This is a genomic window from Virgibacillus siamensis, assembly GCF_039522605.1.
GTDB lineage: Bacteria > Bacillota > Bacilli > Bacillales > Amphibacillaceae > Lentibacillus > Lentibacillus siamensis.
In genome coordinates this window covers 83,755-96,622 of sequence record NZ_BAAADS010000025.1, presented here as the reverse complement: position 1 = coordinate 96,622, position 12,868 = coordinate 83,755, and the positions used below count along the sequence as shown (strand labels likewise).

At 40.9% G+C, this 12,868-nt stretch carries 13 protein-coding genes; 9 read left to right on the top strand and 4 right to left on the bottom strand.

Features of this window, described 5'->3' with window-relative positions; genetic code table 11:
• The first annotated feature begins 29 nt into the window (after positions 1-29).
• The 6 genes from acnA (at position 30) to ABD010_RS15705 (ending at position 4,894) form a co-directional block, all read left to right on the top strand.
• The gene (gene acnA / locus ABD010_RS15730) at positions 30-2,726 is read left to right on the top strand and encodes an aconitate hydratase AcnA (protein ID WP_343815178.1); all 2,697 of its coding nucleotides are present in this window, start codon (positions 30-32) and stop codon (positions 2,724-2,726) included.
• A gap of 143 nt (positions 2,727-2,869) precedes the next feature.
• A complete protein-coding gene (locus ABD010_RS15725) occupies positions 2,870-3,448 on the top strand; it encodes a redoxin domain-containing protein (RefSeq protein WP_343815175.1) in 579 nt (192 codons plus the stop codon).
• A 47-nt stretch (positions 3,449-3,495) separates the two neighbouring features.
• Complete coding sequence (locus ABD010_RS15720; protein ID WP_343816350.1) at positions 3,496-3,645, top strand: FbpB family small basic protein; 150 nt, start codon at positions 3,496-3,498, stop codon at positions 3,643-3,645.
• Positions 3,646-3,804: 159 nt separating this feature from the next.
• Entirely contained in the window at positions 3,805-4,023 is a 219-nt protein-coding gene (gene tlp / locus ABD010_RS15715; RefSeq protein ID WP_343815172.1) for a small acid-soluble spore protein Tlp, read from the top strand.
• Between the two features lie 146 nt (positions 4,024-4,169).
• Entirely contained in the window at positions 4,170-4,595 is a 426-nt protein-coding gene (locus tag ABD010_RS15710) for an acyl-CoA thioesterase (protein ID WP_343815170.1), read from the top strand.
• Entirely contained in the window at positions 4,595-4,894 is a 300-nt protein-coding gene (locus tag ABD010_RS15705; protein ID WP_343815168.1) for a hypothetical protein, read from the top strand. The genes ABD010_RS15710 and ABD010_RS15705 overlap by 1 nt, the downstream gene beginning before the upstream one ends.
• Before the next feature lie 637 nt (positions 4,895-5,531).
• Here the strand turns inward: ABD010_RS15705 and ABD010_RS15700 are convergent.
• From ABD010_RS15700 to plsY, 4 genes are all read right to left on the bottom strand, one after another.
• On the bottom strand, positions 5,532-5,819 hold the full coding sequence (locus ABD010_RS15700) for a HesB/YadR/YfhF family protein (RefSeq protein WP_343815166.1): 288 nt from the start codon (positions 5,817-5,819) through the stop codon (positions 5,532-5,534).
• A gap of 25 nt (positions 5,820-5,844) precedes the next feature.
• A complete protein-coding gene (gene yidD / locus ABD010_RS15695; protein ID WP_343815163.1) occupies positions 5,845-6,072 on the bottom strand; it encodes a membrane protein insertion efficiency factor YidD in 228 nt (75 codons plus the stop codon).
• Positions 6,073-6,077: 5 nt separating this feature from the next.
• The gene (gene folE2, locus ABD010_RS15690; RefSeq protein ID WP_343815160.1) at positions 6,078-7,022 is read right to left on the bottom strand and encodes a GTP cyclohydrolase FolE2; all 945 of its coding nucleotides are present in this window, start codon (positions 7,020-7,022) and stop codon (positions 6,078-6,080) included.
• An 80-nt stretch (positions 7,023-7,102) separates the two neighbouring features.
• On the bottom strand, positions 7,103-7,684 hold the full coding sequence (plsY, locus tag ABD010_RS15685; protein WP_343815157.1) for a glycerol-3-phosphate 1-O-acyltransferase PlsY: 582 nt from the start codon (positions 7,682-7,684) through the stop codon (positions 7,103-7,105).
• Positions 7,685-7,858: 174 nt separating this feature from the next.
• Between plsY and ABD010_RS15680 the strand changes: the two genes are divergently transcribed.
• The 3 genes from ABD010_RS15680 to parE all read left to right on the top strand — a co-directional run bounded on the left by ABD010_RS15680 (position 7,859) and on the right by parE (position 12,859).
• A complete protein-coding gene (locus ABD010_RS15680; protein WP_343815155.1) occupies positions 7,859-8,917 on the top strand; it encodes an ABC transporter ATP-binding protein in 1,059 nt (352 codons plus the stop codon).
• Positions 8,914-10,440, top strand: a complete 1,527-nt coding sequence (locus ABD010_RS15675; RefSeq protein ID WP_343815152.1) for an ABC transporter permease/substrate-binding protein — start codon at positions 8,914-8,916, stop codon at positions 10,438-10,440. Before ABD010_RS15680 ends, ABD010_RS15675 begins: the two co-directional genes overlap by 4 nt.
• A gap of 466 nt (positions 10,441-10,906) precedes the next feature.
• Positions 10,907-12,859 carry a DNA topoisomerase IV subunit B gene (gene parE / locus ABD010_RS15670; RefSeq protein WP_343815149.1) on the top strand — a complete coding sequence of 651 codons (1,953 nt, stop codon included), beginning with the start codon at positions 10,907-10,909 and terminating at the stop codon, positions 12,857-12,859.
• Positions 12,860-12,868: the final 9 nt, after the last annotated feature.

Sequence of the window (12,868 nt, the reverse complement as noted above, 5' to 3'; positions counted from 1 at the left end):
CATTCAGGAAGAGAGGAGTTTCATTTTATATGGGTATTGATGCGAAAAAGCAGTTTGAATTGAATGGTAAAACGTATAATTATTATGAATTGCAAGCTCTTGAAAATGCTGGGCTTGGAAAAGTCTCCCGCCTGCCATTCTCCATTCGTGTCCTTTTGGAATCATTGGTTCGTCAACGTGACGGTCATGTAATAAAGGATGATCATATTAAAGGGTTATCCAACTGGGGAACAGAGGATGGAGATAGTGTAGATGTACCTTTCAAACCGTCCCGAATCATTTTACAGGATTTCACGGGTGTACCCGCAGTTGTAGACCTTGCTTCATTACGTAGAGCGATGGTTGATATGGGCGGCGAACCTGACAAAATCAATCCTGAAGTTCCTGTTGATTTGGTTATTGACCACTCCGTACAGGTTGATGAGTATGGTACACCAAATGCGTTAAAAGCAAATATGGAACTTGAGTTTGAACGAAATGCTGAACGTTATGAGTTTCTTCACTGGGCTCAAAAGGCATTTGAAAATTATCGTGCTGTTCCACCGGCAACCGGTATTGTACACCAGGTAAACCTTGAGTACATTGCAAATGTTGTTCATGGTTTGGAAAATGAAGATGGAACATATGATGCTTTCCCTGATACATTATTCGGTACAGACTCTCATACGACCATGATTAATGGTTTGGGCGTCCTCGGATGGGGTGTAGGTGGAATTGAAGCGGAAGCAGGTATGCTTGGCCAGCCATCTTATTTCCCTGCACCGGAAGTCATCGGTGTTAAATTTACCGGGAGCTTTCCTCAGGGAACTACAGCAACAGACCTGGCATTGAAAGTTACTCAGGTTTTACGCGAGAAAAAAGTTGTTGGTAAGTTTGTCGAATATTTCGGCCCCGGTCTGAAGGATATGCCGCTTGCTGACCGTGCAACAATTTCCAACATGGCACCAGAATATGGTGCGACTTGCGGATTCTTCCCGGTTGATGAAGAGTCATTGAACTATCTTCGTTTGACTGGAAGAGATGACGAACAAATTGAATTAGTAGAAAAGTATTGTAAAGCTAATAATCTATGGTATTCACCTGATCAGCCAGATCCTGAATATACAGATCTTGTTGAAATTAATTTATCTGAACTGGAACCGAATTTGTCCGGTCCGAAGCGTCCACAGGATTTGATTGCTTTATCAAAAATGAAAGAAGAGTTCAATAAAGCTGTTACAGCACCATCCGGTAACCAGGGGCTTGGATTGGATAAATCGGAGTTTGATAAAGAGGCGGTTGTTGAACATCCGAACGGTGATAAATCTAACATGAAAACAGGTGCGATTGCGATTGCGGCAATCACGTCATGTACGAATACATCAAACCCGTATGTAATGCTTGGAGCTGGCCTGCTTGCCAAAAATGCAGTCGAAAAAGGTCTGCAAGTTCCGGGATATGTAAAAACATCATTGGCACCGGGTTCTAAAGTTGTTACACGATATCTGGAAGATTCAGGTTTGATGGATTATCTGGACAATCTTGGCTTTAATCTTGTCGGGTATGGTTGTACAACATGTATCGGTAACTCAGGTCCATTGCGTGAGGAAATTGAGAAAGCTATTTCCAAAGAGGATTTGACCGTATCATCCGTTCTGTCCGGTAACCGTAACTTTGAAGGACGTATTCATCCGCTTGTAAAGGCAAATTATCTTGCTTCACCACCATTGGTAGTTGCATACGCACTTGCTGGGACAGTGGATGTTGATCTGACGTCTGAACCATTAGGCCATGATGCAGATGGCGAGCCAGTTTACCTGAATGATATCTGGCCGTCGATGACTGAGATTAAAGATGCAGTTCACAGTACTGTTAATCCTGACATCTTCAGAAAAGAATACAAGAGTGTATTTGATTCAAACGAGAAATGGAATGAAATCCAAACAACAGATGAGCCCTTATTTGAATGGGACAGCGAATCAACTTATATTCAAAACCCCCCATTTTTCGAAGGGCTTTCAAAAGAGGCTGGAACCGTTAATCCGTTAAACGATTTGCGTGTTGTCGGTAAATTCGGCGACTCTGTTACAACGGATCATATTTCACCAGCCGGTGCAATTCCTAAGGATATGCCAGCAGGACAATACTTGCAGGAAAAAGGTGTATCACCAAGAAACTTTAACTCATATGGTTCCCGCCGAGGAAATCATGAGGTAATGATGCGTGGTACATTTGCTAATATCCGTATCCGTAACCTCTTGGCACAAGGAAAAGAAGGCGGTTATACAACATATTGGCCAACTGAAGAAGTAATGCCAATTTATGATGCTGCGATGAAATATCAGGAAGATGGTACTGGTCTTATGGTAATCGGCGGTAAGGATTACGGCATGGGATCCTCCCGTGACTGGGCTGCTAAAGGTACCATTCTGCTGGGAATTAAAACTGTTATTGCAGAAAGCTTCGAACGTATTCACCGCTCAAACCTTGTTATGATGGGAGTTCTTCCATTACAGTTTGAAGATGGTGACAGCGCTGATAAACTTGGCTTGACAGGAAAAGAAACATTTGATGTGCAAGTTGATGAAAATGTTAAGCCGCATGACCGTATTAAAGTTACTGCTGTTGATGAAGACGGTAAGAAAACCGAATTTCATGTAATTGCACGTTTCGATAGTGATGTTGAAATTGATTACTATCGTCACGGCGGTATTCTGCAGATGGTTTTACGTAACAAACTGCAATAAGGAATGTATGTATTAACCAGCACACCATAACAAGGTGTGCTGGTTTTTTGACGTATTTATGAATAATAATCCTGAATGCTTTACATATATATATAATAACCATACGATACTTATAGTAGAATGGATGTAAGGGGACTTATACTATGAAGAGAAACGTATTTGGGGTACTTGTTTTGCTATTTTTAGCTGGCGTGACTGTAACTGGTTTAATTAACAATAACTCAGAAGAAAAAGCTAATTCCAATACGGATAACGGCAGCTCCAAAGGCGCCGGGATTGTTGCCCCGAATCAAAGCGGGATTGAGGTCGGTAAGACTGCACCTGATTTTAAACTTGACACATTGTCCGGCGGGACTTTTCGTTTATCAGATTTACGCGGTAAACCAGTTTTCCTGAATTTTTGGGCCTCATGGTGTGGACCATGCAAGAAAGAAATGCCGGACATGCAGAAGTTCCATAAAAAATACAGCGAAAAAGTTGAGGTTATTGCAGTAAATCTCACCGGAAGTGAGCTGGGGGCTGGCAAGGTCCGAAAATACATCAATAAATATGGGTACACATATCCTGTGCCATTGGATAAAAATTCTGAAGTTCAGGGAATGTATGATGTCACAGTAGTTCCGACCACGTATATTATTGGACGGGATGGCAACGTAATTGAGCGAAAACGTGGCCCGATGTCCTATGATTATATGGTGGATATGCTGAATAAAGTAAGCTGAATTATATTTTTGGTGAGAAATGGTAATACTATTCTAAAAAGGAGTGGATTACTATTTCTTTAAAGAAACGATTTTCATTTGATGAGTTAGTACAGGAAAACCGAAAACAAATTTTGAAAGACCGTGCACAAATTGAAGCAATTGAGGATTCGTTTGAACGAAAGCATCAATTGTCCGATAAAAAGTCTGCGAACTAAATGTCTGTCCACTCATTGGACAGACATTTAGTTTTCTCAACTCAGATAGTGACGGTTGAACAATATGTACCAATTCACGTCATAAGTTTTTATTTATACATAAAGTTGGATTTTACGTAAAAAATAAAATTGAATTTCAGATGATAAAGGAGATGCATTATGCCAGACAAATATGATCCAAAACCCGATGACCGCAGTGATAATGCAGAAAAACTTGAAGGTATGATCCATGATACGCTTGAAAGCATGGATGAAGCAGAGGAAACGATGGAATTTTCATCCGGACAGGAAAAAGAACAAATTAAAGCGAAAAACAAACGTCGGCAGGAATCTGTAAAAGGAATGCGGCAGGAAATAAAGGATGAAACGGATCACTAATATCCTCTAACCCCCGAATCTGACAAATGGTTTGGGGTTTTTTAAATTATTCTTAGCCTGCCATCACATTGAAGCAAAGTATCTTTTTTCTCTTGTTATTTGTGATAAAATTGAAATCGGAATAATAGTGCAAGGAGGAAGTGGGATTGAAAAAGATACAGACACCAATCGAAGTACGATATCAGGAAACAGACCAAATGGGCGTGGTGTACCATGCAAATTATCTTGTTTGGTTTGAAATTGGCCGTACTAAATTTATTGAAAGTATTGGATTGAAGTATGCGGATATGGAAAAACAAAACGTTGTGGCGCCGGTGGTTGATGCAAATATTTCATTCAAACAGCCAGTTCATTATGGTGAGGAGGCGTTCGTTGAGACCTGGATTGAGGAGTATGATGGTCTGAGGACGGTTTATGGCTACAGCATCGTTAATGAAAAGGATGAAATTTGCGTAACTGGTACAACCAAACATGTCATTGTTAAAAAAGATACCTTTCGCCCGCTCTCCTTAAGAAGATCATTTCCTGACTGGCATGAAGCGTATACTGAAGCGATAAACGAGGAATCGTAATGGCCTTTGGAATTGACCGGAATGAATTAAAAAAGTGGAAGAAGGACGTCAGCAATGGAAAGGTATCTTTTCTGACCCATTATTGGATGGATGCGCGTTTTCCCGGATGTTATTCTGTTACCAAAGTAGGGTGTAATGATATCGAAAAGCTTACTAATTGGGGAGAAACGCATAATCTCCAGCCGCAATGGATTCACAGAGATCCAAATTACCCTCACTTTGACCTTTTTGGCGACCGACAAAAGCGTATTTTGGCAGAAGAGGGTAAGTGGAATCAAATCAAAAAGTTTAACCTTTAAAAAAACGTTTTTTCGTATAGAATATTGTTTTTGACACTAATACAAAATCCATAAACTGCGAAACAAGTTTGAGTGCTATAACACTGCTGCGGAAATACACGTCGCTTTCCGTGGGCGGCTGATGAGCCTCTGCTCCCACAGGAGTCTCCGCGTATTTTCTCCGCTGGAATTTGTTCACTGTATCCTCTTATCAATGCCGGACCAAAAATAATTTTAAAATTAATGTAAAGGCCAAAAGTAAAATGAAATGTTGAAAACACATAACCAGCCGTTGGAATATGCGAGACTCCTGTGGGAAGTATTAGAAAACTTGGCATTTGCCCGGTTTTGGCAAATGTCATAGTTACACTTATGCAGATTGAATTTTATCTGCCAAGCTAGGCGAGACCCCGCAGGCGAGGTACGAGCTGAGGAGGGCTCGGCACTTGCCCGCGGTAAAGAAGACACTGCGAAAGCTTGCTTGAGCAGATGTCGCACTTATGCTGGCAGTGAAAGCGAGTATATTCCAACGGCGTGGCTAGAGAGCTGTACTAAAGTAATTGGGTTTTTTCAATGTCGCAGTTTCGTTCAACTGTAAACAATAAAGCCACAATCAAAGGATTTGTAAAAAAACCATGAAGCGCCGTTAATACGCGCTTCATGGTTTATATTTAAATTCCGGTTCATTTAATTTATTATTCATCTGTACGGACAAATCATTTCCGTCAAAATACCAGGCATCTTTTTCTTCAATATAGAATGTTATCCCTGCAGATTCATGGGAGGCATGAATCGTGACGGGTTCATCAAAGCCGACTCCAAGTGAAAAGCCGGGAACAATGCCCCCGAAGCCATACCGGACAAAAAACCGTACATTTGCTGACGTTTCAATGTCCAATTCTTGTTTATACCATTTCGCTGCATTTTCGGATATGTGCAAGTTCAAGCAATCACCTCTGCTGGAATCTGTTTTAATGCTTTGAGTCCCTTTCCGGAACCAAATCAATTCCTCCCGGGTGGAAGGGATGACACTTGCCGATTCGCTTTATCGTTAAGAAGCCGCCTTTGATAACCCCAAACCGCTTGAATGCAACCAGCCCGTATTCCGAACATGATGGATAAAACCTGCATGTCGGCGGTTTTAATGGACTAATTACTTTTCGATAAAACGTTATGAAACCGATAAATAAATATTTCATTGGATTTATCCCCTTGATTCGCCCTCTTCCTGTCGTTTATCATATGTTACCGATGCGATTGCATCATGCATATGAATCGATTCCTCGTTACGGCACTCGATCTTAAATTTTGTCACAGCTGGTATTTCGTACAAATCAGCTGCCACGAGACGAACCACATCTTCAACAAAACGCGGATTTTCATATGCCTGTTCGGTAACCATTTTTTCATCCGGACGCTTTAATACCGGATGAATTCGGGCACTTGCGTTACTTTCAGCTGCTTCAAGCAATAACTCTTTCCAGTCTGTATCATCTTCATCGAAATCCTCTTCCAGTGAAACGCTCATGGAAACGTGTCCACGCTGGTTATGTGCGCTATACTCACTTATTTCCTTTGAACAAGGACAAAGTGTTGTGATGAGTGCAGATAGGGATGCATTTAGGGTGAACCCTTCATCTGCGTCATATTTAACCGAAATGGAAGCATCCGCATGATTCATACCGGCTAGGTCTGCATACGGACCGCGCCGCTCGAAAAACCACGGAAATTTCACTTCAACTTCAGCATCGTCCTGTTTTAAACGTTTAGCAAGATCTTTCGTAAATGTTTTGAGGGTTTTAAAATCTACTGTAAATCCCTGCTGGTAATAAGCTTGAAGCTGTTCAGTAAAACGACTCATATTTGTACCTTTACTCAATTTATCGATACTGGAAGAAAACTTAAATGTACCAATAGTTGTTTGTGTTGTTGGAACTAATTTGCTCGTTACAGTAATAGGATGTTTCACGTCGGCAATTCCAACTGTATCAAGGTCAAATAGAAAGTCATTTTGTGTGTTCTGCAAGTCGGCCATTTTACTTTTTTCACTTGGTTTTGTTCTTGGCCCAGGCTCAACAGAACCGAATAATTTATGGCGTTGTGCTTTGTTTGGTAGCTGTTTTTTTGGCAAGGTCTTAGTCTTATTCATATCCATGACCCCTTTCTATTCATCCTATTAATAATTATACTTAAGAAAAAATCAGTATTCAATTTATTGGCTTTTATCGGTTACATCCACGTAATTTTTGGTTCCGTTTTATTTTTGATGCGCTTAATGTTGTCAGCATGTCTGTAAAATACAAAAATAGTTAAAGCTGCTGTGACAATAATCAATCCGATATCCATGAAAATAATTGATACAATAACGGCTACAACACCCGTAATCATCGAGGACAGCGAAACATATTTGGAAATGTACAACGATAATAAAAATGAAGCAACTATAATGGCAAATAATATAGGATTTATTCCCAGCAATATCCCGCCTGATGTTGCAACGGCTTTACCGCCTTTGAATTTGGCAAACAGCGGATAGGTATGCCCCGCTACTGCAAATAGTCCGATTATCAGACGGTATACATCTGCATCAAACAATAAAGGGAGTACTGTGGCAATTGTTCCTTTTAATATATCTGCTGCAACTACAATAATTCCCGCTTTTACGCCTAGCACCCGGAATGAGTTTGTGGCACCTAAATTTCCGCTTCCATGTTCCCGGATATCGATATTATACCCGACTTTACCTACAATCACTCCGAATGGTATGGACCCCAATAGATACGCTATAATGGCAAATAAAATATACTCCATTCCGTTTCCTACCTTCATTTTTAAAATGGTTTACTGTTATTTATTTTATCATGAAGTCATCGAACACAGAACCTTTAATATGGAAAAGGCGTTTTTGCGCTTCGCAAAGCGGGTATATATAATCGTTGAAAGTCCATGTTAAGGATAAATTGATACAGGAAGGAAGTGATAAAGGTGATTGAATTTAAAGATGTCAAAAAAATTTATCCGGACGGCACTGAAGCCCTGAAGGATTTTTCGCTGACGGTAAATGATGGGGAACTCGTTACACTGATTGGCCCCAGTGGTTGTGGCAAAACAACCACAATGAAAATGATTAACCGGTTAATTGAACCGACAGCAGGATTGATTTACATAAATGACAAAAATATAAAGGATTATAATATTCACGAATTGCGTTGGAATATTGGATACGTTTTACAGGAAATTGCGTTATTTCCGCATATGACGATTGAAGAAAATATTGCCGTGGTACCAGAAATGAAAAAGTGGAAACGTAAAAAGATTTATGATCGAAGCTTAGAGTTATTGGATATGGTTGGGCTGGATCCATCAACGTTTAAAGGACGGATGCCAAGTGAGCTTTCCGGGGGTGAACAGCAGCGGATCGGCGTTATCCGGGCACTTGCCGCTGATCCGGATATTATTTTGATGGACGAGCCTTTCAGTGCATTGGATCCAATCAGCAGAGAACAATTGCAGTCTGATATTCGTGATTTGCAAAGGAAAATTAAAAAGACCATTGTGTTCGTCACCCATGACATGGATGAGGCAATGGCATTGGGGGATAAGGTATGCCTGATGCGAGAAGGTCGGATTGTACAGGTGGATCCGCCGCAGGAACTGATCCTAAATCCAAGGACAGAATTCGTAAAAGACTTCATTGGTGAGCGGAAGTCTCCTTGGCAGACAGCAATTGACGTAATTGCTGATCAGACAGGGGACAGAGTAATTACAGAACAGCAAGCTAAAACAGTTATGCGCGGTTTTTATATTGTGACAGCCCAAAACGGTGATTATGTCGGTGCAATTGATGATGGTGCAAAAAAAACGTTGCAAACCCTTGAAAATGATTTGGTACTTTATAAAGCTACCGAAATTCTGCAGCAAAGCACTCAGAATATTTTCCCTGTATTGAAAGGAAAAAAACTCGTCGGCATTCTTACGTATAAAAATATTGTTGACTTCCTGAAAAGTCACACCAGGATTGATAATGGGGTGTTACAGGAATGAAGGAGTTCATGGAAACATTTCAAAACAGACAAGATATCCTTCTTGAAACAATCTGGGAGCACCTGCAAATCTCACTGATTTCGTTAATTATTGCGATTCTTATTGCAGTTCCGCTTGGGCTTGTACTGACCAGATATAAACATGTGGCGGAACCTATTATAGGGCTTTCTGCTATTATGCAGACGATTCCAAGTCTGGCAGTGTTAGCTTTTCTAATTCCGTTTTTTGGGATAGGAACAACACCCGCAATAATTGCTTTAACGTTATACGGACTTTTACCAATTTTGCGTAATACATATACCGGAATTAATGAAGTCAATCCTGCCTTAAAAGAAGCAGCAACCGGGATGGGGATGAACTCATGGAGACGGTTGACGAAAGTTGAACTCCCCATAGCATTACCGGTTATCATGGCCGGGATTCGCACATCAATGGTATTGATTGTTGGTACAACGACAATTGCAGCTCTAATTGGTGCAGGTGGACTTGGTGAATTAATTTTGCTGGGGATTGACCGTGGAGCAGACTTAAATCTAATATTGCTTGGTGCTATTCCTGCAGCATTACTAGCAATTGCACTTGATTATATTTTGCGGGGATTTGAACGTATTTCAAAACGGGCCGGATTTAAATCGTTTGTGGCAATGCTTTTAGCTGCTATTCTGATTGTGGTATCACCGTTTATCTTTACAGGTGGAAACAAGACAGATTTGACAATCGGCGGTAAACTCGGTTCTGAACCAGCTATTTTGATTAATATGTATAAGCTGCTTATTGAAGAAGAAACCGATCTGGATGTGAAACTGAAGTCGGGACTCGGTAAAACGGCTTTTGTATTCGATGCACTTAAAAATGGCAGCATCGATATTTATCCCGAATTTACCGGCACAGCGATTGTAACGCATTTGGAAGGTGAAGCTAAAAGTAATAAAAAACAGGAAGTGTACAAGCAGGCTAAAAAAGGCATGAAAGAAAAGTATAACATGGTTATGCTGAAGCCGATGCAATATAACAACACATATGCGGTCGCCACGACGAAGGAATTTGCAAACAAACACAACCTGGAGACAATTGGTGATTTAAATAAGGTGGAAGATCAGATAACTGCAGGATTTACGCTGGAGTTTAAGGACCGGTATGATGGTTATGTCGGAATGAAAGATGTTTATAATCTTGATATTGCAAAAGTGAAAACGATGGAGCCTGGAATTCGTCAGGAAGCATTGTCAAGAGGGGAAGTTGATGTGATTGATGCGTATGCGACCGATTCATACATGATTAAGCTGCACCTAGTAACATTGGATGATCCGAAGAACCTCTTTCCGCCGTATCAGGGTGCACCGCTGATGCGTCAGGATACACTGGAAAAATATCCGGAATTGCAGGATATTTTAAACCAGCTTGGCGGTAAAATTACGAATCAGCAGATGCGGCAGATGAACTATCAGGTTGATTATAAAGACAAGTCACCTGAAACAGTAGCTCGGAACTTTTTGGTTAAGCATGGATTACTTGAAGAGTAGGTCATCGTGAATAGATGAAGTATTGCTTTACGAAGAATGGCCCGAATGGTCATTCTTCTTACTTTGAGTTTTTGAAGGGTTGCAACAGACAAACCAAATGGCATATAATTGAAAATCGTGCATAAACAGATTAAACGTGTGCATAATTGGACTGGCTTGGCAGTATGCCATTAGGCTCCGGTAAACGTGGTTGAATGATTTAGTACTACTTCTAAAAACCTTCGCTAGACAGGCACTTAACCGTTGTTAACTATACAAAGAGAAATTATTTATAGTATACTAATATCAATGTTTTGGTATAATTGTTTATTAGAAAACTTGGTTGTCACCAAGCCTTTAGATGACAGCTTGAGTTGCACTTATGCGGTAAGAAAGTTTTATACTTTCTTATTTGCCAATAACAAACAATTGTTCTATTATAAAATAAATAATGACAGAGATACATACGAAAGGGGTCAAACATCGAATGGTCAATAAGTCACTGCAATATACAGATGATTCAATTCAAGTGCTTGAGGGGCTTGAAGCGGTCAGAAAACGACCTGGAATGTATATCGGCAGCACCGACCAGCGCGGACTGCATCATCTTGTGTTCGAAATAGTTGATAATGCAGTCGATGAGGCACTTGCCGGATATGGCGATCAAATAAAAGTTACCATTCATCAGGATAACAGTATTTCGGTGACGGATACCGGAAGAGGCGTCCCAACCGGAATGCACAGTACAGGTAAACCGACAATTGAAGTGATTTTTACTGTGCTGCATGCCGGTGGAAAATTTGGACAGGGCGGATATAAAACCAGTGGCGGTTTGCACGGAGTAGGGGCCTCTGTGGTGAATGCGTTGTCCGAATGGATGGAAATTACAACATTCCGTGATGGAAACAAATATTTTCAGCGTTTTGAAAATGGCGGAGTTCCGGCAGGTTCACTTGAAAATAAGGGGGCATCCAGAAAAAAAGGTACCATCATTCATTTTAAGCCGGATCCGCAAATTTTTTCTGCAACGGTGTATAATTTTGAGACATTGTCAGAAAGGTTGCGGGAGTCCGCATTCCTGCTGGGAGGTCTTAAAATTGAACTGGTGGACGAGCGGAATGACGTTAAAGAAGAATACCAGTTTGATGATGGGCTGGAGTCATTTGTCGCATATTTAAATGAAGAAAAAGATACCATGCATCCGGTGGTATCATTTCAAGGTGAGCAACAGGGAATTGAAGTGGATTTCGCATTTCAGTTTAATGATGGCTTTGCAGAAAGCATGCTTTCCTTTGTAAACCATGTACGTACCAAGGATGGCGGTACACATGAATCAGGCGCAAGAACTGCAATTACCAGAACGTTCAATGATTATGCCAGAAAAAACGCACTTTTGAAGGAAAAGGATAAAAACCTGGAAGGGACAGATATTCGTGAAGGTCTCACAGCAGTAGTATCAGTTCGTATACCGGAAGAAATGCTGCAATTTGAAGGGCAGACGAAAGGGAAACTGGGAACGACTGAAGCACGCTCGGTAGTGGATGCGGTTGTTTCAGAGAAGCTTTCATACTTTCTGCAGGAAAACCCGGATGTATCCGGCGTGCTCGTTCGTAAAGCAATGAAAGCGAAAGAGGCTCGGGAAGCTGCCAGAAAAGCACGCGAAGATGCCAGAACCGGTAAAAAGAAGAAACGAAAAGACACGTTGCTGAGCGGAAAACTGACACCTGCGCAATCACGTAATCCAAAGAAAAATGAACTGTATCTGGTTGAGGGTGATTCTGCCGGGGGTTCTGCCAAGCAGGGAAGAGACAGAAGATTTCAGGCTGTTTTACCGCTCAGAGGAAAAGTAATCAATACGGAAAAAGCAAAAATACAGGATATCTTTAAAAACGAAGAAATTTCAACCATTATTCATACGGTCGGTGCTGGTGTCGGTGGTGATTTTGATTTGGAAGATGTTCAATATGATAAGATTATTATCATGACCGACGCGGATACGGATGGGGCACATATTCAAGTATTATTGCTCACGTTCTTTTACCGCTACATGCGTTCACTGGTTGAACAAGGAAAGATTTACATTGCGTTGCCACCGCTGTATAAAATATCAAAGGGCAAGGGGAAAAACGAGAAGGTGGTATATGCCTGGAATGATGAGGAAATGAAAAAAGCTATCAAGGAATTTAAAAACGGCTACATCATTCAGCGGTATAAAGGTCTTGGTGAAATGAATGCTGATCAGCTATGGGAAACAACGATGAATCCGGAAACTAGAACCTTGATTCGTGTAACAATCGAAGACCTTGCCCGGGCTGAGAGACGTGTGACAACATTAATGGGTGACAAAGTGGAACCACGAAGGAAATGGATTGAAGGTCATGTCCAATTTGGCATGGAAGAGAATGAAAATATATTGGAAAATGATAAAATTCACACGTAATTGCTGGCA

Coding starts and splice junctions, on each gene's coding strand:
- acnA (WP_343815178.1), top strand. CDS start 30: ATGGGTATTGATGCGAAAAAGCAGTTTGAATTGAATGGTAAAACGTAT.
- ABD010_RS15725 (WP_343815175.1), top strand. CDS start 2,870: ATGAAGAGAAACGTATTTGGGGTACTTGTTTTGCTATTTTTAGCTGGC.
- tlp (WP_343815172.1), top strand. CDS start 3,805: ATGCCAGACAAATATGATCCAAAACCCGATGACCGCAGTGATAATGCA.
- ABD010_RS15705 (WP_343815168.1), top strand. CDS start 4,595: ATGGCCTTTGGAATTGACCGGAATGAATTAAAAAAGTGGAAGAAGGAC.
- yidD (WP_343815163.1), bottom strand. CDS start 6,072: ATGAAATATTTATTTATCGGTTTCATAACGTTTTATCGAAAAGTAATT.
- folE2 (WP_343815160.1), bottom strand. CDS start 7,022: ATGAATAAGACTAAGACCTTGCCAAAAAAACAGCTACCAAACAAAGCA.
- plsY (WP_343815157.1), bottom strand. CDS start 7,684: ATGGAGTATATTTTATTTGCCATTATAGCGTATCTATTGGGGTCCATA.
- ABD010_RS15675 (WP_343815152.1), top strand. CDS start 8,914: ATGAAGGAGTTCATGGAAACATTTCAAAACAGACAAGATATCCTTCTT.
- parE (WP_343815149.1), top strand. CDS start 10,907: ATGGTCAATAAGTCACTGCAATATACAGATGATTCAATTCAAGTGCTT.